We start from the raw sequence: 18,036 nt of genomic DNA on the forward strand, positions 1-18,036 counted from the left end.
TTCGGAGTAGGGGTGGTCCGCAACGGGCCTCAACAGGCCACCGGCGGAGCCGAGTCCAGCCGGTGGAAGGTGCGGTTGAAGTAGACGAGGCTGTGGCCGCCCGGTCGGGTGCGGATCTGCTCGATCTCGACGAACAGCACGCTGTGGGTGCCCATGGCCTTGGAGTCCTTGATGGTGCCGACCACGGTCACCACCGCGTCCTTGAGCACCGGCACGTCATGCGACCGGTCCCAGATGTCCCAGGTGAAGCGCTCGGCCATGGTCGCCTCGGTCGCGCCGGCGAAGTGCAGCGCCAACTGCTGCTGATCCCCGCCGAGTACGTTGACGCACACGCGGCCGTTGGCGCTGAAGACGTCGTGCATGGCGCTCTTGCGGTTGACGCAGACCAGGACGGTCGGCGGATCGTCGGTCACCGAGCAGACCGCGCTGACGGTGATGCCGCAACGGCCGTTCGGTCCGTCCGTCGTCAGGATGTTGACGGCCGCGGGAAGGTGCGCCATCGCCTCCCGGAAGTCCGCCTGATTCGGGGCGCGTTGGGTGTCGTACGCGTTCATGGTCGTCTGTTCCTCTCTGCGCCGGACTCCGGCGCATCGCTTGGCGTGCCCGCTCACCACAGCTCGACCACCAACCGGGGTGACCTGGAGCGTGAGACACACGCGGCGATCTGGTCGCCCGCCGCCTTTTCCTTGGCGGTCAGGCAGTGGTCGCGGTGGTCGGGCTCGCCGTCGAGGACCCGTAGGACGCAGGTGCCGCAGATGCCCTCGCGGCAGGAGGTGTCGAGCGGGACTCCGTTGTCCTCCAGCACTTCGGCGATGGTCTTGTCGGCCGGCACGGTGTAGACCTCGCCGGTGTCGAGTTCGACCTCGAAGCTCTCGCCGGGAGCGGCGTCCGGCTGGTCCGCCGCCTGGAACAGCTCGGAGTGGATCTGGCCCTCCGGCACACTGTGGGCCGCGAGCGCGGCGACCTGTTCCATGAACCCCTGGGGTCCGCAGGTGTAGACGTGTGCGCTCGCCGGGAGATGGGTGAGCGCGTCGGAGAGTGCCCGGATCGCCGCCTCCCGCCCGTGCCCGAAGTGGAGGACGACCCGGTCGGCGAAGGCGGACTCCTCCAGCCGGTCCGCGAAGGCCGCCTCGGCCCGGCTCCGCGCCACGTAGTGCAGCCTGAAGTCCGCACCGGTGCCGAGCAGTTCGTACGCCATGGCCAGCAGCGGGGTGATACCGATGCCGCCCGCGACCAGGTGGTGCTCGCTCGCGCCGGAGTCGAGGCCGAAGAGCTGCCGGGGTGTGCCGATGCGCAGCTCCGTGCCGGGTTCCGTCTTGTCGTGCAGGGCCTGGGAGCCGCCCCGGGACGTCTCCTCGCGTTTGACCGCGATGGTGTAGGCGTCGGGGTCGTGCGGCGGTCCGCACAGCGAGTACGGACGGGTGATCCCGGTCGGCCCGGTCACATCGACGTGGGCACCGGCCGGGTAGCCGGGGAGCGGGCCGCCGTCGGAGCGGGCCAGCCGGAGGACCTTGACCGCGCCGGTGACGGCGACGGCCTCGGTGACGGTGACAGTGAACATCCGTCTGCCTTCACATTCGGGGCGGAACCAAAGGGGCGAGGGGCTTCAGCGCATGTAGAGGCCGCCGTTGGCGTCCCAGCACGCCCCGGTCGCCGTGTCCGCGTTGTCCGCCGCCAGCAGCACGGCCATGTCGGCGATGAACTCGGGGCGCCCGAGGCGGCGCACGGGAATCGAGGCCTCGATCTGCGCGAGCCTGTCCGGGTCGACGTTCTCGCGGACGGACGGCAGTTCCTGCGGGCCGGGGGAGATGGCATTGACCGTCACGCCCTGCGGCCCGAGTTCGCGGGCGAACACCTTGGTGAGCGTGGTGACGCCGCCCTTGGCCGCGGCATAGTGCGCGCCGGTCGCCGTGCCGCCGTTCTGCCCGGCGAGCGAGGCGATGTTGACGATGCGTCCGTATCCGCGTTCGGCGAAGTACGCGCCGAGCACCTGACAGCCGAGGAACGTGCCGTCGAGGTTGGCCGACACGACCGCGCCGAAGCTGTCGGGAGTGATGTCCATCAACGCCTCGACCTTGGAGAGGCCCGCGTTGTTGACCAGGACGTGGACGGCGCCCCAACGTTCGACCAGGTCGTCCAGCACACGTACGAACGCCGCCTTGTCCCGGACGTCCAGGCCGAGCCCGACCGCGGAACTCCCGGTCGGGTCCAGGTCGGCGGCGGCCTTGACCGCGGCTTCCCCGTCCAGGTCGGTGACGGCGACGCGGTAGCCGCGGTCGTAGAACCGGGAGGCGATACAGGCACCCAGGCCGCGGGCCGCTCCGGTGACCAGCGCGACGCGCGGCTGGTCGTCCTCCCACCCTGCCGGGCTCACAGGAGGAACCCCGAAGCCGTCACGGAGTCCTCGGAGTTGATCAGACGGACGACCTTGCGGACGATGCGGGGACCGTCGTCGGTGAACCTGACGCGGTGCGTGACATCGGCCGCCAGGACGAAGGTCTCGCCGCGCTTGTAGCCCACGACCACCTGCGCCGAACAGATCTCGATGGAATCCTCGGACTCGTCACGGGCGGCGATCGTGAAGCGGGAGGCGGTGCGGACCGTACGGGCCGCGGCCGTCGCCGAGATGGAGAAGCCACCGGTCAGCCGCTCGATGCGCATCCGGCGCATCCGGTCGTCGTCGTACACCAGGTTCAGCGAGCCAACGAAGTCCGTCGTCTCCGGGTCGATGGGGATGACGTACTCGCCACCCTCGGCCCACAGCGTGTCCCACTCTTCGTACCGCTTGGCGTCGAGGAGGCGGGCCTCGCGCCAGATCAGGGAGAGCGCGGCGAGGGCGCGCGGGTCGTCGAGTGGCAGTTCTGCATCCACAACTGCCGTACTGAGGCCGTCACTTGACATCGGTCATCATCCTCTTCCACATCGCGTACGCCTCCCGCATGCCGGTCTCGTCGGTCGCGTGAGAGGTCGGCTGGCCCAGGTCGTTGGGCTTCTCCCGGCCAAGGCCTCGGTTGACGAGGATCGGCATGTCGACGCCGCCGGCCACGCCGCGCTGGACGCGATTCCATGCCTCGGCGTCATCGGGACTGCCGAAGCCGAACGGGCCCTGGAAGTGCTCGTGGATGCGGAGCCGCTCGCGGTTGACGATCTCGGGGCCGCCGTCCAGGCCGAGGGCCACATGCCGGATCTCCGTCTCCGCGACCGAGACGGGCCGCAGGACCCGGAAGAAGGACATGGACATGGCCACGTTCGGGAACAGGTTGAGGTTGAAGCCCGCGCCGTGCAGCGAGCGCACGATCCGCCGCACGCGCTCCGGAGGCAGGTCCTTCGACAGCTCCTCGATGACATGACCGAAGCGGTCCTGGAGCTTCTCGGTGCCGTCGTCGACGTCCAGGTCGGCGTGCTCGGCGACGGAGACGGACACGCTGTGGCCGTTGCCGAGGGCGTGGGTGACCGCGCTCTCGTCGGTCATGATCGACAGCATGCTCGCGGTCTCGGCGTCCACGGACGACATCCAGGAGCGGTGCACGATCGGGAAGTGGTACCAGTCAGTCGTGTTCTCCAACTGGATCTTCCAGTTGCCCTGGAAACGGAACTTGTGCTCGCCCTGCACCTTGATCGGATAGCCGGCGCCCTGCTTCATGAAGCGGTCGATCCACAGCCGCGCCCCGCCGAGGAAGTCCTCCAGCGGTTCGATCTCGTCGCTGAAACTGGCGAAGATCATGCCCGCGTACGTCCCGACCTTGAGGCGTTGCAGCGGCAGGTCCTTCTTCTCCGCGACGTCTTCGTAGCCCTCGGGATAGGGGATGCCGCGCAGCGTGCCGTCCAGGGCGTACGACCAGGCATGGTAGGGACAGGTGAAGCCGTTGCCATTCCCCTTGGTGACCTCGCAGACGCTGGCGCCGCGATGGCGGCAGCGGTTGAGGAGCACATTGATGCCGCCCCGGCGGTCGCGGCTGACGATGACGGGACGGCGGCCGACCCAGGCCGTCTTGAAGTCGCCCGCCTTGGCGATCTCGCTCTCGTGGGCCACCCACACCCAGGTGCGGTGGAAGATCCGGTCCATCTCCAGCTCGAACAGCTCCGGGCCGGTGTAGAGGGTGCCGGCGACGCGGTCGTCCTCGACGAGCGCGGCGATGTCGGGAATCTCCGGGGAGACGGTCATCGGGTGACCTCCGGCTCCGGCAGCGGACGGCCGACGCGCGCCTCGATCTTCATGTAGCGCCACAGCCCGTGTTCACCGACCTGGACGGTACGGAAGAGGTTGCAGGCCGCGGCCACCGTCGGCTGGTCGGTCACGTCGGCGAGGACGTACGACGTCCAGGGCCAGGAGCCCGAGGGGCCGACCATGTGCTGGTCGTCGTCCATGGTGCCGAGGACGCTCACGCCGGGCAGCTCCCAGAGCTGGGAGAGCATGGTCGTGAACCCGTCCCAGACCGCCTTGCCCTGACCGGTGGGCAGATCGAAGAAGTTCTGGTTGACGCCGATGCAGAAGAGCACCCGCAGAGGTTTGTTGCCGGACTCGGGCATGGAGGGGTTCCTGCCTTTCAGGGGTGACCGGGGCCTGTCAGAGGTAGCCGGGGAAGGGCTGGACGCCCATGAGGACCGCGCCGGCGCCGTCGTACATGCCCTCCTGGAGGAAGGCGTGCTGCGGGACGACGGACGCGTCGCGCAGGAAGCGCTGCATCGGGTTGCCGTCGGCGATGGCCGGGATGCCGCTGAGCTGGTACGCGGCGCGGACGACCTCGAACGAGGTCTTCGCGAGATGGGCGGAGGCGAGCCGGAGCAGACTTGCCTGCTCGGGGGTCGCGGGATCTCCCGCCTCCACCGTCGCCCACACCTCGCCGGTGGTTTCGTAGAAGAAGGCGCGCGCGGACCGGAGCTCGGCCTCTGCCTGGCCCACCGCGATGCGGTAGGTGGCGCGCTCGGCGGGCTTCGGGGCGCCGGTGAATCCGGCGCGGCCGCCGCTGGCGATCACCTGGTCGAGTGCGGCGCGGGCGACTCCGAGACCGACCACGGCAAGGACCTGGGCGGCGTAGGGGACGGTCGGGTAGCGGTACAGCGGTTCATCGACGGTGGGTTCGCCGCCGCGTACGAACGTCCACTCCTCGGGGACGAGCGCTCCGTCGGCCACCAGGTCGTGGCTTCCGGTGCCGCGCAGGCCGATGACGTCCCAGTTCTCGACGATCTCCAGCTGCTCGGGGCGCAGCACGGCGGTCAGCGGACGACCGGCGTTCTGCTGACCGGCCTTGTCCCCACTCGCCTTGATGCCGACACCCAGGACGTCCGCGCCCTTGCAGCCGCTGGCGAACTTCCACCGGCCCGAGACCCGGTACGTGCCGTCGACGAGTTCGGCCGGTTGGACGGGGAACAGGCCGCCGGCGAAGGCCACATCGGGCCCGTCGGCGTACAACTCGGCCTGGGTCTCCAGGGGTAGCGCGGCCAGATAGACGAGGGACGAGCCGAAGCTGGCCACCCAGCCGGCCGATCCGTCGACCTCCGATATCCGCTCGATGAGCCGCAGGAACTCGGCCGGCGGCAGTGCGTCGCCGCCGAAGCGCTTCGGGGCGCCCGCCCGGTAGAGACCGGCTCGCTTGAACTCGTCGACCATGTCCTGCGGAACGTGGCGCTTCTCCTCGAATTCCGCGCGTCGGTCGGCCACTTGGGACAGCACGCGGTCGAAGGCCGCTCGGGCGTCGGAATCGACCGGTGCCGGGGAATCCAGCGACTGCGTCATGGGACAAACTCCTCGCATTGCCGGGCGGTCCTCGATCCCGCCGTGCCTTCACGCTAGGCGCGGCAGGAACGGGCCGACAATTGGGAGTTGGCTGGAGTGTGTAGGGGATTCCTTTACGTGGTCCGGCGCGCCAGGAGCCCTTACGTGGGCTCGCTCGCAAGGAGTCGTGCGATGCCCGGCGGGCTGAAGATGTCCCGGGTGGCGAGCGCGATCCCGCCGTGGATTCCGGCTGCGGCGCCGAGCTGGGTGGTGGTGATGGTGAGTTTGCGGGTGGCCAGTGGCAGGGCGCGCTGGTAGACGACCGCGCGGACTCCGGAGAGCAGATCGTCGCGGAGTTCGCTCAGCGGGCCGCCCAGCACCAGGGTGCGGGGGTTGAACATGTGCACCAGCATCGCCACCACCTCGCCGATCTCGGTGGCCGCCTGGCGCAGCGCGTGCAGGGCGGGCGGATCACTGTTGGCCACCCGCAGCGCCAACTCGTGCGCGCCGTGCAGCGGGTCCTCGCCCGTCGCCTCGGGAATACCGAGGCTGCGCAGGATCGCCCGGTGGGAGGCGAGCGCTCCCACACAGCCGAGGTTGCCGCAGGCGCACAGCACATCGCCGCCGCCGACCGCCCGGATGTGGCCGATGTCGCCGGCCGCCCCGTCGGCTCCGCGGTACACGTCACCGTTCGCGGTGACGATCCCGGCACCGATACCGCTGGCGATCTTGATGCACAGCAGCGGAGTGTCCGCCGTGGCCTGGCCGGCCTCGCCGAGCGCCATGAGGTTGACGTCGTTGTCCACCACGACCGGGCAGCGGAAGACCGTGCGCAGGTGCTCGGCGACGGGGTAGCCGTCCCATCCGGGCATCCCGGTCGGACGTACCGCGCAGCCCTGCTGGAAGTCGACGGGGCCCGGCAGACCGACCACCGTCTCGCGTACCCGGTCCGGGTCGCGGCCGTGCTTCGCCAACAGGCTCGACAGCCGCTCCGTCACCACGTCCAGCACCGCCCGGGGCCCGGCGTCGATCCGGATGTCTACGGTCTCGTGCGCGATCACCCGCTGGGTGAGGTCGGCGATGGCGACCTGGCTCGACGGGGTGTCGATGTCTGCGACGGCGATGGTCCCGGCCTGCGGGCTGATCGTCAGGACCCGCGGCGGGCGTCCCCGGACCGACTCCCTGCTCTCGAGCTCCTGGAGTATGCCGCGCGCCACGAGGTGGTCGACCTGCTGGCCCACGGTCGAGCGGGCGAGGCCGCTGCGCCGGGAGATCTCCGCGCGGCTGGTCGCCTCACCGGAGACCACGAGGTCCAGCACCCTGCGCAGCGCGACCGGCACCGGGGAGGACGGGGCCGTTTTGGCGGTGTGTCCCTCGCTATATCCGTCGCCTTTATGCATTCCAGTGACCTTAATGATGCCGTCTTCCGTCCGTCAATGGACTCTTCAGGCCAACGATGTCGGGATCGCGCCGAGATCGTTTCGGTTTAGGCCAGATGTTTGTTCGATGTTAGGCCTTCCAGAAAATTAAATAGGGCCTCTTGTGCTTTTCCGACGAACTAAACGATGGTGATGCGCAACGCGGCGTTCAGGCCGCGGTCGGTCGGAAGACGGCGGAGGTGCACCGGTGAATGGTTCCCTGCGAGCGGTCGTGGTCGGGACCGGAATGATCGGCGCGGTACACGCCGCGGCCATCCGCTCGGCCGGGGGTGTCCTCGCCGGAGCGGTGGCATCGACTCCCGGGCGCAGCGCACAGGTCGCCAAGGAGTGGGACGTACCGGCTCGGTATCCGGACTTCGATGCGGTACTCGCCGACGAGAGCGTCACGGTGGTGCACCTCTGCACGCCCAACGCCCTGCACGTCCCGCAGGCCGAAGCGGTCCTGCGCGCCGGCAAGCATGTGATCTGCGAGAAGCCGCTGGCCACGTCCGCCGCCGACGCCGAGCGGCTGACCGAACTGGCCGAGCGAGCCGGGCTGTTGCTGGCGGTTCCCTTCGTCTACCGCTATCACCCCCTCGTCCGGGAGATCCGCGACCGCCGCCTGCGCGGTGAGTTCGGGGCGTGGCAGCTCATCCACGGCAGCTATCTGCAGGACTGGCTGCTGGCCGAGGACGCGACGTCCTGGCGGGTGGACCCGGCCGAGGGCGGGCCCTCGCGGGCCTTCGCCGACATCGGATCCCACTGGTGCGATCTGGTGGAGTGGGTCGCCGGAGTCCGCTTCACCGAGCTGACGGCTCGCATCGGCACCACGTTCGCGAACCGGCCCACCGAGGACGTGGCCGCCGTACTGCTGCGCACCGAAGACGGTGTCCTCGGCACGCTGACGGTCTCCCAGGTCTCGGCGGGCCGCAAGAACCGGCTGTGGTTCGAACTCGACGGCGCCGATGGCAGTGCGGTCTTCGACCAGGAGAACCCCGAGACCGCCTGGCTGGGCGCCCGGGACGGCGCACGGATTCTCGTACGCGATCCACAGCACGGCTCCGCCGAGCAGCGGCGCCTGTCCCGGCTGCCCGCCGGACACGCCCAGGGCTACGCCGACTGCTTCAACTCCTTTGTCACCGACGCCTATACGGCCATCGAGGGCGGCGCGCCCGACGGCCTGCCCACCGGTGCGGACGGGGCGCGCTCGGCCCGGCTCGTCGAAGCCGTACTGCGGTCGGCCGGCTCCCTCGCCTGGACCGACGTGTCCGCTCCGCGCGACCAGGAGACCCTCATCAGCCAGGAGACCCTCATATGAAACTCGGAATGCTCACCGCCTGTCTGCCGCAGCTCTCCCTGGCGCGGATCGCCGCCTGGGCGAGCGAGGCGGGATACGAGGCACTCGAGGTCGCCGCCTGGCCGCGGACCGGCGGCCGTGACTTCGAAGCCGCACACCTGCCGGTGGCCGACTTCGGCACCCGACAGGCAGACGAGACAAGGGAGTTGTTTTTGCGTCATCGGCTCCAGCTCTCGGCGCTCGCGTACTACGAGAACAACCTCCACCCCGATGCCGGGCGCCGGGAAGAGATCCACGCCCACCTCAAGAAGGTCATCGACGCCGCGGCCTCCCTCGACGTTCCGTACGTCGGCACCTTCGTCGGCCGCGACTGGACCCGGCCCGTGGCGCACAGCCTCCGCGAGGCCGAGAAGATCTTCCCCGAACTCGTCGAGTACGCGGGCGAACGCGACGTACGCCTCATCATCGAGAACTGTGTGATGGAGGGCTGGCACCCGGACGGTTACCCGGGCAACCTCGCCTACTCGCCCGAGCTGTGGGAGTGGATGTCCTCCCTCGGGCTCTACCTCAACTGGGATCCGTCGCACCTCACCTGGATCGGCGTCGACCCGGTGAAGACCATCGCGCCGTACGCCGACCGGATCGTCCACGCCCAGGCCAAGGACGCCGAGATCCTGCCCGGCGCGATCGACCGCTACGGCTTCTTCGGCAAGGCGGTCGAGCGCGACGACCCCTGGGACAACGGCTGGTGGCGCTACCGCGTCCCGGGCCGCGGCCAGGTCGACTGGAACGCCGTCGTGGACGCCCTGTACGAGAACGGCTTCACCGGGACGCTCTCGGTCGAGCACGAGGACCCCGTGTGGAGCGGCACCGAGGAGAAGGTCAAGACGGGGCTGGAGATTGCCCACCGCACGTTGCGGCCACTGATCGTGGCCTGACGGGCCGCGCCCCGCCACTCGACCGACACGTCCCCCAACTGACAAGAAAGCGCAGGAGATTCATGGCTCAGGAGAACACGCGGCACCGCATCGGGATTCTGGGCGCGGGCAACATATTCGGCCGTTACGTCGAAGGTCTGCGTAATTTCCCGGAGCTGGAAGTGGTCCGCGTCGCCGACATCGACCCGGCCCGCGCCAAGCAGGCCGCCGCCGAATTCGGCATCCCGGAATGGGGGGACGACACCGAACTCCTCGCCGACGACAGCGTCGAGATCATCATCAACATCACGCCGCCGCAGTTCCACGCGAAGACCACCATCGCCGCGCTGGAGGCCGGAAAGCACGTCTACGCGGAGAAGCCCCTTGCCGTTACCGTCGAGGAGGGCAGGAGCATCCTCGAAGCCGCGGCGCGCAGCGGGCGGCTGCTGGGATCGGCTCCCGACACCTTCCTGGGCAGCGCGGTGCAGACCGCGAGGCACGCGATCGACGCCGGGCTGATCGGCGAGGTCGTCGGTACCACCGCCTTCGTACGCTCCAGCCGCGCCGAGACCTGGCACCCCGACCCCCGTTCCTTCTTCCAGCCGGGCGCCGGGCCCGTGTTCGACATGGGGCCCTACTATCTGGCGGCTCTGATCAACTGCCTCGGCCCGGTGAGCTCGCTCTCCGCGGCCACCCGCATCGGCGCGAAGACCCGCAAGGTCACGAGCCCCGACCGCGTGGTCGACGAGATCACCGTCGAGGTGCCCACCCACGCGTCCGCCGTGCTGACCTTCGCCTCCGGGGCGATCGGCACTGTCCTGATGAGCTTCGACGTCTGGGACACCGAGCTGCCGCGGATCGAGATCTACGGCACGGAGGGCACGCTCGCGCTGCCGAACCCCAACTTCTTCGACGGCGACGTACGGATCAAGCGCCACCAGGACAGCGACTGGGAGGTGCTCACCCCGGTGACCGAACTGTTCGGCGCCGTCGGCACACCCGAGCAGCACCGCCGGGGCCTGGGAGTACGGGATCTCGTCGGCGCGCTCGCCGGCGAACCGCACCGCGCGAACGGCGAGTTCGCCTTCCACACCCTGGAAGTCCTCGCGAGCTTCGAGATCTCGCAGCAGGAGAACCGGGTCGTCGCACTGGAGAGCAGCTGCGAGCGCCCCGAGCCCCGCTACGCCCACTGATCCCGAGCTTCGTCCCGCACACTGAAAGGACCCGAGAACATGAAGATCAGGCAGGACCGTCTCGCCATCAACCCCCTGCAGTGGGTCGCGAGCCCCGAAGGCTGGATCGACCCCACCCTCGCGCCGCCGCTGGAGAACAGGCTCAAGGCCATCCGCGACGCGGGCATCACCGCCGTGCACAGCGACGTCCCCGGCGATATGAAGGCCTCGGCGTACGCCGCGCTGCTGGCCGAGCACGGACTCAGCGCCGCTCCCGGTTACGTTCCCGTACGGCTCACCGAGGACGAGGCCGAGCGGCAGCAGTACAGGGACACCGCCGCGCGGGTCGCCGAACAGCACGCGGAGCTCGGCGTGCCCACGATGTTCCTCGCCATGGGGATGGCCAAGGACGCGGTACGCGTGGCCCGCCCGGCGGTCGGCCAGGACGCCGACCAGGACCGGCTGGAACGCGTACGGGACCTGCTCGCGGAGACGGCCGGGATCATCCGCGCCCAGGGGATCACCCCCGCCTTCCACCCACACGTGGGCACCTGGGCCGAGACGGAGGAGGAGACCCGCTTCATCCTCGACACCGTCGACGCCTCGGTCCTCGGGTTCGGTCCCGACATGGGCCACCTGGCCTGGGCGGGCGCCGACGCCGCGCAGCTCGTCCGCGACTATGCCGACCGCGTGGCGAGCGTCCACATCAAGGATCTCGACCTCAACCTTGCCGCACAGGCGAGGGAGGGCGGCTGGGACTACCGCAGGACGGTGAAGGCTGGCCTGTGGTCGGAGCCGGGTCACGGAAACGCCGACATCGAGGGCTTCGTCGGCGCGCTCCCGGACGGCTTCGACGGCTGGCTGATCATCGAGGTGGACCGCGGGGCCCAGCCGACCCCGGAGGAGAGCGTCCGACGGTGCGGGGAGTGGGCCGCCAAGTACGTGCGGTGACCCACAGGCTCGGAACGTCGAACGACTGGTTGTTCACAGCTGGGGAGCGGGACGACCAGGGGGAGCCGAGGAGACAGTGGTAATGGAACAGATGGAGAGATCATGCGCAAGACAGCGGCGTTCATCGGCGCCGGATTCCTGATCATTACGACCGCGGCCTGTGGCGGCACCGCCTCGACCGGTGCCACCGACAAGACGCTGACCATCTCCGAGTCGGTCACGGCCACGCCGTGGGACCTCGCGAAAGCCAGCATGGGCCCCGAGGCCCAGTACTACCAGCCGGTCTACGACACGCTGATCCGGCTGAACACGAAGAACGAGCCCACCCCGAACCTGGCCACTTCGTGGACGTACGACAAGGCCGAGACCACCCTCACGCTGAAGCTGCGCAGCGGTGTGAAGTTCACCGACGGCACGGCGCTCGACGCACAGGCCGTCAAACAGAACCTCCTGCACACCAAGAGCGGTACGGGCACGGCCGCCGGCGAGATCCGGGACATCGCGAGCGTCGACGCCGTGGACGCCCGGACCGTCGTCATCAAGCTGAGCCACCCCACCGCCGCCCTGCTCCCCGCCCTGGGCCAGGTCTCCGGCATGATCGCCAGCCCCAAGTCACTGTCGAACCCGAAGGCTCCCGTCGGCTCCGGCCCGTACCGGCTGGACGCCTCGGCGACCACGGCCGGGCAGACGTACACCTACACGCGCACCTCGGGCTACTGGAACGCGAAGGCCTTCCCGTACGACAAGATCGTCATCAAGTATCTGGCCGACCCGACGGCACGTACCAACGCCCTGCTCACGGGCCAGCTCGACGGTGCCTCGCTCAGCCTCAGCCGAGTCAAGACCGTCAAGGGCCGCGGCCTGAACGTCGTCACCTATCAACCCGGTGACATCGAGGGCCTGTTCATCTGGGACCGGGCCGGCAAGATCGTCCCCGCGCTCGGCAAGCTGAAGGTCCGGCAGGCGCTCAACTACGCCTTCGACAAGCAGGCCATCATCAAAACGGCGAAGACCGGACTCGGGGAGCCCACCACACAGCTGTTCGCCCCGTGGGAGGAGGGCTACGACGCCTCGCTGAACTCCACGTACTCCTACGACCCGGCGAAGGCCAAGAAGCTCCTTGCCGAGGCCGGTTACCCGAACGGTTTCTCGGTCACCATGCCGGACCTGTCCGCCCTCTTCCCGCAGGAGCAGGAAGCCCTCACCCAGTCCCTCAAGAACATCGGCATCAAGGTGCAGCTGGACAACCTGCCGAGTGACCAGATCTTCAGCAGCATGCTCTCCGGCAAGTACGCCCTGTCCTACTTCAAGCTGGGCGCCCCGACCTCGTGGGACAAGGTCCAGCTGGAGTTGACCAAGGACGCGACCTGGAACCCCTTCAAGTACCACGACCCCAAGGCCGACGCCCTGATCACCCAGATCTCCAAGGCATCCGGAGCCGAGCGCACCGCGCTGTTCAAGAAACTCAACACCTACGTGGTCGACCAGGCGTGGGACGCCCCTTGGACTCCCACGGTGAACGCCTACGGGACCGCCAAGGACGTGAAGGTGACACCGCAGCCCGGCATCAACTTCCCGCCGATCTACAACTTCGCGCCGGCCAAGAGCTAGCGGCAAGGCCGCTGCGACCCGCGGAAGGAGGAACTGACCGTGCTTGTCTTCTTGCTCCGGCGCATCGCCGCCGGCGTCGTCCTGGTGGTCGTCGTGGCCACCGCGACGTTCCTGCTGCTCAGCCTGACCGGCACCGACGTGGCCCGCAACATCCTCGGCGAGACCGCCTCGCCGTCCCAGGTGTCCGCCAAGGCCCATGAACTCGGCCTCGACGAACCCCTGGTGGTCAGGTACGGGCACTGGATCGACCGGGCCGTGCACGGCGATCTGAGCCAGTCCTGGTTCACCGGCGACTCGGTGAACCAGTCCCTGGCGAACACCCTTCCCGTCACGCTCTCCATCGTCCTCGTCGGCATGCTGATCGCCCTGGTCCTCAGCATCGCCCTGGGGACCGTGGCAGCGCTGCGCGGCGGCTGGGTGGACCGCGTCGTGCAGTTGGCCGCGGTACTCGGCACCGCGATCCCCAGTTTCCTGATCGCCCTGGTCCTCGCGGTCGTCATGGCGGTTCAGCTCAGACTGCTGCCGGCCACGGGGTATGTCGCGCTCGGCACGTCCGCCTCGGGATGGCTCCAATCGGTCATCCTGCCCGCCGTGGCGCTGGCGGTCGCGGCCACGGCGGCCACGGCGATGCAGGTGCGCGGGGCACTGATCGACGTCCTGCGGGCCGACTTCGTCCGCACGCTGCGCAGCCGGGGACTCAGCACCCGCAGCGTCGTGTACCGGCACGCGCTGCGGAACGCCGCCCCACCCGCCCTGACCGTGCTCGCCCTCCAGTTCATCGGCCTGATCGGCGGCGCGGTCGTCGTGGAGAAGGTGTTCGGGCTGCCGGGCATCGGCACCCTCGCCAACTCGGCGGCCGTCCGAGGGGACGCGCCCGTCCTGCTCGGCACGGTCGTGGTGACCGTGACCGTCGTCGTCGCCGTCAACCTGCTGCTGGACATCGCGTACGGCTGGCTCAACCCGAAGGTGCGTGTCTCATGACCGTCCCGGAGACCGCAGCGATCCCGAAACGGGACCGCCTCCTGCGCCGGACCCTGCGCGACCCGCTGGCCGTCGGCTGCCTCGTGGTCCTGGCGCTGGTGATCCTCGCGAGCCTGGCCGCCCCGCTGCTCACCGACTACGCACCGGACCACAGCGTCCTGTCGGACACCCTCGCACCGACGTCTGGCGCCCACCCGCTCGGCGGCGACGGCGTCGGCCGGGACGTGCTGTCACGGCTGCTGTACGGCGGCCGGACAAGCCTGCTCGGCGGCACGCTCGCGGCCCTGGTCGCCTTCCTGGTCGGCGGACCGCTCGGCCTGGTCAGCGGCTTCTACCGGGGCTGGTTCGACTCGGTCGCCGGCTGGATCATCAATGTGATCATGGCCGTGCCCGCCATCATCGTGATGCTGGTGGTAATGGCGGCCGTCTCCCAGGACCTCAACGTCGCGATGATCGTCCTGGGCGTCATCATGGCGCCGATGGTCTTCCGCCTGATCCGCGCCTCGGTGGTCTCGGTGCGCGAGGAGCTGTACGTCGACGCCGCACGGGTCTCCGGCCTCGGCGACCCCCGCATCATGCGGCGGCACATCCTGCCGGTGGTCATCGCGCCCTCGGTCATCCAGGCGACACAGCTGTTCGCGGTGGCGATCGGCATCCAGGCCGGTCTGTCCTTCCTCGGTCTGGGAAAGTCGTCCCAGGCCAGCTGGGGCGCGATGCTCAACGACGGCTTCACCAACGTCTACACCACACCGAGGCTGCTGGTGTGGCCGGGCCTCGCGATGGGCGTGACCATCCTGGCGGCCAGTCTGCTCGGCAACGCGGTGCGCGACGCACTGGGGACGACCGAGACCCGGGTGGTCCGCCGTCGTCGGCCGGCGCCCAGGAAGACCGCTGCCGGCGTGCCGTCCGATCGCCTGCTCACCGTGGCAGGCCTCCGCATCAGCTACCCGAAGCCCGGAGGTGCCGGCGGTTCCGGCGGCGACAAGACCGTCGTCGACGGGATCGACCTGACCGTGGAGCGCGGTGAAGTCCTCGGCCTGGTGGGCGAGTCCGGCTCCGGCAAGAGCCAGACGGCGTTCGCCGTCCTCGGACTCCTCCCGAACGAGGCCGAGGTGACGGCGGATCAGATGGCCTTCGTCGGCGAGAGGTTGCTCGGGGTGAGCCAGGCCGCACTCAACGCTCTGCGCGGCCGCGGGATCGGATACGTACCGCAGGAGCCCATGTCCAACCTCGACCCCTGCTTCCGTATCGGCTCCCAGCTCGTCGAACCCATGCGCAAGCATCTGGGGATCTCCAGGGGCGAAGCCCGCACCAAGGCACTGGAACTCCTGGCACGCGTCGGCATCCCGGACCCGGAGCGGGTGTTCAGGTCGTACCCGCACCAGATCTCGGGCGGCATGGCCCAGCGCGTACTGATCGCGGGCGCCGTGTCGTGCGATCCGCAACTACTGATCGCCGACGAGCCGACCACCGCACTCGACGTCACCGTCCAGGCCGAGGTGCTCGACCTCATGCGCTCCCTGCAACAGGAACGCGAGATGGGCATGATCCTCGTGACCCACGACTTCGGCGTCGTCGCCGACATCTGCGACCGGGTCGCCGTCATGCAGACCGGACGCATCGTCGAGACGGCACCCATCGAGAAGATCTTCGCGTCGCCCGAGCACCCGTATACGCGGATGCTCCTCGACTCCACGCTCGAAGGCGGCCCGGCGCGCGCCGCCCTGGGCGCCCCCTTGAAGGAGGTGACGTCATGACCGCTCGCCCCGCGGCTCCGGCCGCGCTGCTCGAACTCGAAGACGTCGTCGTGGAGTACGCGGGCAAGGGCCGCCGCGCGCAGCCCTTCCGCGTCCTGCACGGCGTGTCCCTGTCGATCGCACCCGGCGAGACACTCGGCCTGGTCGGCGAGTCCGGCTCCGGCAAGACGACCCTGGGCCGCGCGGTCCTCGGCCTCGCCCCCGTCACCGGCGGTGCGATCCGCTACGCCGGAAAGCCGGTCTCGGGGCTCGGCAAACGGGAGCGCCGGGCGCTGAGCAAGGACATCCAGGTCGTCTTCCAGGACCCGTTCACCTCGCTGAACCCGGCCATGACCGTCATGGACATCCTCACCGAACCGATGCTCGTGACCGGTGTCTCGCGCACCAACGCGGAACGCCGCGTCCAGACCCTGCTCGACCAGGTGTATCTCCCGCACGACGCGGCGCAGCGGCTGCCGCGGGAGTTCTCCGGCGGCCAGCGGCAGCGGATCGCCATCGCACGCGCCCTGTGCCGGGATCCCAAACTGATCGTGTGCGACGAGCCGGTCAGCGCCCTGGACCTGTCCACGCAGGCACGGGTGCTCGACCTGTTCATCGAGATCCAGGAGGCCACGGGGGTGGCGTATCTGTTCGTCACGCACGACCTCTCCGTCGTACGGCACATCAGCCACCGGGTGGCCGTGCTGTACCGCGGCGACATAGTGGAGACGGGCGACGCCGCCCAGGTCACCGAGCACCCCGAACACGCCTACACGAAACGGCTGTTGCTCGCCGCACCCGTCCCCGACCCCGAACGGCAGGCCCAACGCCGGGCGGAGCGACTGCGGTTGGCGCGAGAAAGGAACGCATCATGAGCGAGAGGCCGTCCGAGGGGCCGGCCGTGGACACGACGTCCTCGGTCGTGGACACCCTGACCCGCTACCTCGCCCTCTGCGACGTTCCGGTCCGTACGGAAGGCGAGTTGGGGGACCTCTTCACCGAGGACGCGGTCTGGCAAGGCGGCGGCAGCGAGTACGCCGAGAAGTTCGGCCGCACCGAGGGCCGCGAGGCGATCATCGAGATGCTGTTGGCCTACCTGCCGCCCACCCCTCACTTCCGTACGAATGTGCACCTGCTCTTCCCCGGCGTGGTTTACGTCAAGGGCCTTGCCGCCCAGGGGAGTTGGCCGATGCAGCAGCTCTCGCGCTACGAGTCGGGTGTCGCCGAGGTCATGGTCGCAAAGCTCGACGTGACCTTCCGGATCGGCCCGGACCATCCCCGAATCTCGGCCTTCCGCACTGAACGACTGTTCAGCGCCCCATTGACGGGAGAGCGATGAGCGCGGACACCCACGACCGGACGATGTTCCTGACCTGCTACGCCGACACCCACCACTACGGCTGGCACCACGTCGACCTGTTCGTGCACGACATCGCTGGCCAGGAGGTCAACTGGGTCCACTGGCAGGTCGATCAGGACGGTCCCGACGGCGCCGACGCGGCGACCGCGCGGGTCGAACCCGCCCTGCGACGCACCAGCGAGTGGAATCGCGGCGTCAGCGCCGACGGGAGCGAGTACTGGATCGCCCAGGCTGCCTGGGGCGATTGAGATGTGCCTCGTCTACATCCTGGACGACGACGAGGAGTTGTGCACCTCGCTGGCCTGGCTCCTGGAGTCGGTGGGCATCCGCGCGCAGTGCTTCTCCGACGCCCGGGCCTTCCTGCGGTCCTACGACCGCGACCGGCCCGCCTGCCTGGTCCTCGATGTGCGGATGCCGGAGATCAGCGGATTTGGCGTCCAGGAGATGCTGAACGAGGCGGGGGCGGCGCTGCCCGTCGTCTTCGTCTCGGCGCACGGCGACATCCGGATGTCGGTACGGGCCCTCCAGAACGGGGCCGTGGACTTCCTGGAGAAGCCGTACGACCCCCAGCACATGCTCGACGTCGTGCAGGCGGCGCAGCGGACGGCGCGGGAACGCTTCGACGAACTGGCCCAACGGCGGGATCTGCTGCGGCGGTTGGACAGCCTGACCTCCCGCGAACGGGAGGTGCTGTACCTGGTGGTGGACAGCGTGCCCAGCAAGCAGATCGCCGGGCGGCTCGGCATCAGCACGAAGACCGTCGACGTACACCGCACCCGTATCCGGGAGAAGACCGGCGCGGAGAGCGTCGCGACGCTGGTCCGCGACGTACTCCGGCTGGGACTGCGGCTCCCGGCCGCCCGATGAGAGCGACGGC

The 18,036-nt window shown here is 69.3% G+C and carries 19 protein-coding genes; 11 read left to right on the plus strand and 8 right to left on the minus strand.

The window, feature by feature from the left end; genetic code table 11:
- Positions 1-29 precede the first annotated feature (29 nt).
- The 8 genes from hpaC to ACZ6MZ_RS25335 form a co-directional block, all read right to left on the minus strand.
- Positions 30-554, minus strand: coding sequence for a 4-hydroxyphenylacetate 3-monooxygenase, reductase component (hpaC, locus tag ACZ6MZ_RS25300; RefSeq protein WP_469354452.1), 525 nt, complete (start codon positions 552-554; stop codon positions 30-32).
- A 53-nt stretch (positions 555-607) separates the two neighbouring features.
- A complete protein-coding gene (locus ACZ6MZ_RS25305; RefSeq protein WP_389785684.1) occupies positions 608-1,561 on the minus strand; it encodes a PDR/VanB family oxidoreductase in 954 nt (317 codons plus the stop codon).
- A 45-nt stretch (positions 1,562-1,606) separates the two neighbouring features.
- Positions 1,607-2,374 (minus strand): SDR family NAD(P)-dependent oxidoreductase, encoded by a 768-nt coding sequence (locus ACZ6MZ_RS25310; protein ID WP_389785682.1) that lies wholly within the window; start codon positions 2,372-2,374, stop codon positions 1,607-1,609.
- Positions 2,371-2,871 (minus strand): aromatic-ring-hydroxylating dioxygenase subunit beta, encoded by a 501-nt coding sequence (locus tag ACZ6MZ_RS25315; RefSeq protein ID WP_469354455.1) that lies wholly within the window; start codon positions 2,869-2,871, stop codon positions 2,371-2,373. Before ACZ6MZ_RS25315 ends, ACZ6MZ_RS25310 begins: the two co-directional genes overlap by 4 nt.
- A gap of 19 nt (positions 2,872-2,890) precedes the next feature.
- On the minus strand, positions 2,891-4,165 hold the full coding sequence (locus ACZ6MZ_RS25320; protein ID WP_469354457.1) for an aromatic ring-hydroxylating oxygenase subunit alpha: 1,275 nt from the start codon (positions 4,163-4,165) through the stop codon (positions 2,891-2,893).
- Positions 4,162-4,530: a hypothetical protein gene (locus ACZ6MZ_RS25325; protein WP_389785677.1), complete on the minus strand. Its 369-nt coding sequence runs from the start codon at positions 4,528-4,530 to the stop codon at positions 4,162-4,164. Before ACZ6MZ_RS25325 ends, ACZ6MZ_RS25320 begins: the two co-directional genes overlap by 4 nt.
- Positions 4,531-4,567: 37 nt before the next feature.
- Positions 4,568-5,737, minus strand: a complete 1,170-nt coding sequence (locus ACZ6MZ_RS25330) for an acyl-CoA dehydrogenase family protein (RefSeq protein ID WP_469354459.1) — start codon at positions 5,735-5,737, stop codon at positions 4,568-4,570.
- 140 nt (positions 5,738-5,877) lie between these two features.
- Entirely contained in the window at positions 5,878-7,116 is a 1,239-nt protein-coding gene (locus tag ACZ6MZ_RS25335; RefSeq protein ID WP_389785672.1) for an ROK family transcriptional regulator, read from the minus strand.
- Positions 7,117-7,342: 226 nt separating this feature from the next.
- On the opposite strand from ACZ6MZ_RS25335, the gene ACZ6MZ_RS25340 reads away from it, so the two are divergent.
- From ACZ6MZ_RS25340 to ACZ6MZ_RS25390, 11 genes are all read left to right on the plus strand, one after another.
- A complete protein-coding gene (locus ACZ6MZ_RS25340) occupies positions 7,343-8,452 on the plus strand; it encodes a Gfo/Idh/MocA family protein (protein WP_389785670.1) in 1,110 nt (369 codons plus the stop codon).
- Complete coding sequence (locus tag ACZ6MZ_RS25345) at positions 8,449-9,369, plus strand: sugar phosphate isomerase/epimerase family protein (RefSeq protein ID WP_469354461.1); 921 nt, start codon at positions 8,449-8,451, stop codon at positions 9,367-9,369. The genes ACZ6MZ_RS25340 and ACZ6MZ_RS25345 overlap by 4 nt, the downstream gene beginning before the upstream one ends.
- A 62-nt stretch (positions 9,370-9,431) precedes the next feature.
- A complete protein-coding gene (locus tag ACZ6MZ_RS25350) occupies positions 9,432-10,541 on the plus strand; it encodes a Gfo/Idh/MocA family protein (protein WP_469354463.1) in 1,110 nt (369 codons plus the stop codon).
- A gap of 39 nt (positions 10,542-10,580) precedes the next feature.
- Positions 10,581-11,471, plus strand: a complete 891-nt coding sequence (locus ACZ6MZ_RS25355; RefSeq protein ID WP_389785662.1) for a sugar phosphate isomerase/epimerase family protein — start codon at positions 10,581-10,583, stop codon at positions 11,469-11,471.
- A gap of 102 nt (positions 11,472-11,573) precedes the next feature.
- Positions 11,574-13,082 carry an ABC transporter substrate-binding protein gene (locus ACZ6MZ_RS25360; protein WP_469354465.1) on the plus strand — a complete coding sequence of 503 codons (1,509 nt, stop codon included), beginning with the start codon at positions 11,574-11,576 and terminating at the stop codon, positions 13,080-13,082.
- A 39-nt stretch (positions 13,083-13,121) separates the two neighbouring features.
- Complete coding sequence (locus ACZ6MZ_RS25365) at positions 13,122-14,063, plus strand: ABC transporter permease (RefSeq protein ID WP_389785659.1); 942 nt, start codon at positions 13,122-13,124, stop codon at positions 14,061-14,063.
- Positions 14,060-15,820, plus strand: coding sequence for a dipeptide/oligopeptide/nickel ABC transporter permease/ATP-binding protein (locus tag ACZ6MZ_RS25370; RefSeq protein ID WP_469354467.1), 1,761 nt, complete (start codon positions 14,060-14,062; stop codon positions 15,818-15,820). Before ACZ6MZ_RS25365 ends, ACZ6MZ_RS25370 begins: the two co-directional genes overlap by 4 nt.
- On the plus strand, positions 15,817-16,674 hold the full coding sequence (locus ACZ6MZ_RS25375) for an ATP-binding cassette domain-containing protein (protein WP_469354470.1): 858 nt from the start codon (positions 15,817-15,819) through the stop codon (positions 16,672-16,674). Before ACZ6MZ_RS25370 ends, ACZ6MZ_RS25375 begins: the two co-directional genes overlap by 4 nt.
- Positions 16,671-17,138 carry a nuclear transport factor 2 family protein gene (locus ACZ6MZ_RS25380; protein ID WP_469354472.1) on the plus strand — a complete coding sequence of 156 codons (468 nt, stop codon included), beginning with the start codon at positions 16,671-16,673 and terminating at the stop codon, positions 17,136-17,138. Before ACZ6MZ_RS25375 ends, ACZ6MZ_RS25380 begins: the two co-directional genes overlap by 4 nt.
- Positions 17,135-17,407 carry a hypothetical protein gene (locus ACZ6MZ_RS25385; RefSeq protein WP_389785650.1) on the plus strand — a complete coding sequence of 91 codons (273 nt, stop codon included), beginning with the start codon at positions 17,135-17,137 and terminating at the stop codon, positions 17,405-17,407. The genes ACZ6MZ_RS25380 and ACZ6MZ_RS25385 overlap by 4 nt, the downstream gene beginning before the upstream one ends.
- Position 17,408: 1 nt before the next feature.
- Positions 17,409-18,026, plus strand: coding sequence for a response regulator transcription factor (locus ACZ6MZ_RS25390; RefSeq protein ID WP_389785648.1), 618 nt, complete (start codon positions 17,409-17,411; stop codon positions 18,024-18,026).
- Positions 18,027-18,036: the final 10 nt, after the last annotated feature.

The sequence above is a fragment of the Streptomyces sp. NPDC042201 genome (genome assembly GCF_055582185.1).

Bases quoted from the DNA above. Each gene is read 5' to 3' on its own strand.
- hpaC (WP_469354452.1), bottom strand. From the start codon at position 554: ATGAACGCGTACGACACCCAACGCGCCCCGAATCAGGCGGACTTCCGG.
- ACZ6MZ_RS25305 (WP_389785684.1), bottom strand. From the start codon at position 1,561: ATGTTCACTGTCACCGTCACCGAGGCCGTCGCCGTCACCGGCGCGGTC.
- ACZ6MZ_RS25320 (WP_469354457.1), bottom strand. From the start codon at position 4,165: ATGACCGTCTCCCCGGAGATTCCCGACATCGCCGCGCTCGTCGAGGAC.
- ACZ6MZ_RS25325 (WP_389785677.1), bottom strand. From the start codon at position 4,530: ATGCCCGAGTCCGGCAACAAACCTCTGCGGGTGCTCTTCTGCATCGGC.
- ACZ6MZ_RS25330 (WP_469354459.1), bottom strand. From the start codon at position 5,737: ATGACGCAGTCGCTGGATTCCCCGGCACCGGTCGATTCCGACGCCCGA.
- ACZ6MZ_RS25335 (WP_389785672.1), bottom strand. From the start codon at position 7,116: ATGCATAAAGGCGACGGATATAGCGAGGGACACACCGCCAAAACGGCC.
- ACZ6MZ_RS25345 (WP_469354461.1), top strand. From the start codon at position 8,449: ATGAAACTCGGAATGCTCACCGCCTGTCTGCCGCAGCTCTCCCTGGCG.
- ACZ6MZ_RS25350 (WP_469354463.1), top strand. From the start codon at position 9,432: ATGGCTCAGGAGAACACGCGGCACCGCATCGGGATTCTGGGCGCGGGC.
- ACZ6MZ_RS25355 (WP_389785662.1), top strand. From the start codon at position 10,581: ATGAAGATCAGGCAGGACCGTCTCGCCATCAACCCCCTGCAGTGGGTC.
- ACZ6MZ_RS25360 (WP_469354465.1), top strand. From the start codon at position 11,574: ATGCGCAAGACAGCGGCGTTCATCGGCGCCGGATTCCTGATCATTACG.
- ACZ6MZ_RS25370 (WP_469354467.1), top strand. From the start codon at position 14,060: ATGACCGTCCCGGAGACCGCAGCGATCCCGAAACGGGACCGCCTCCTG.
- ACZ6MZ_RS25375 (WP_469354470.1), top strand. From the start codon at position 15,817: ATGACCGCTCGCCCCGCGGCTCCGGCCGCGCTGCTCGAACTCGAAGAC.
- ACZ6MZ_RS25380 (WP_469354472.1), top strand. From the start codon at position 16,671: ATGAGCGAGAGGCCGTCCGAGGGGCCGGCCGTGGACACGACGTCCTCG.
- ACZ6MZ_RS25385 (WP_389785650.1), top strand. From the start codon at position 17,135: ATGAGCGCGGACACCCACGACCGGACGATGTTCCTGACCTGCTACGCC.
- ACZ6MZ_RS25390 (WP_389785648.1), top strand. From the start codon at position 17,409: ATGTGCCTCGTCTACATCCTGGACGACGACGAGGAGTTGTGCACCTCG.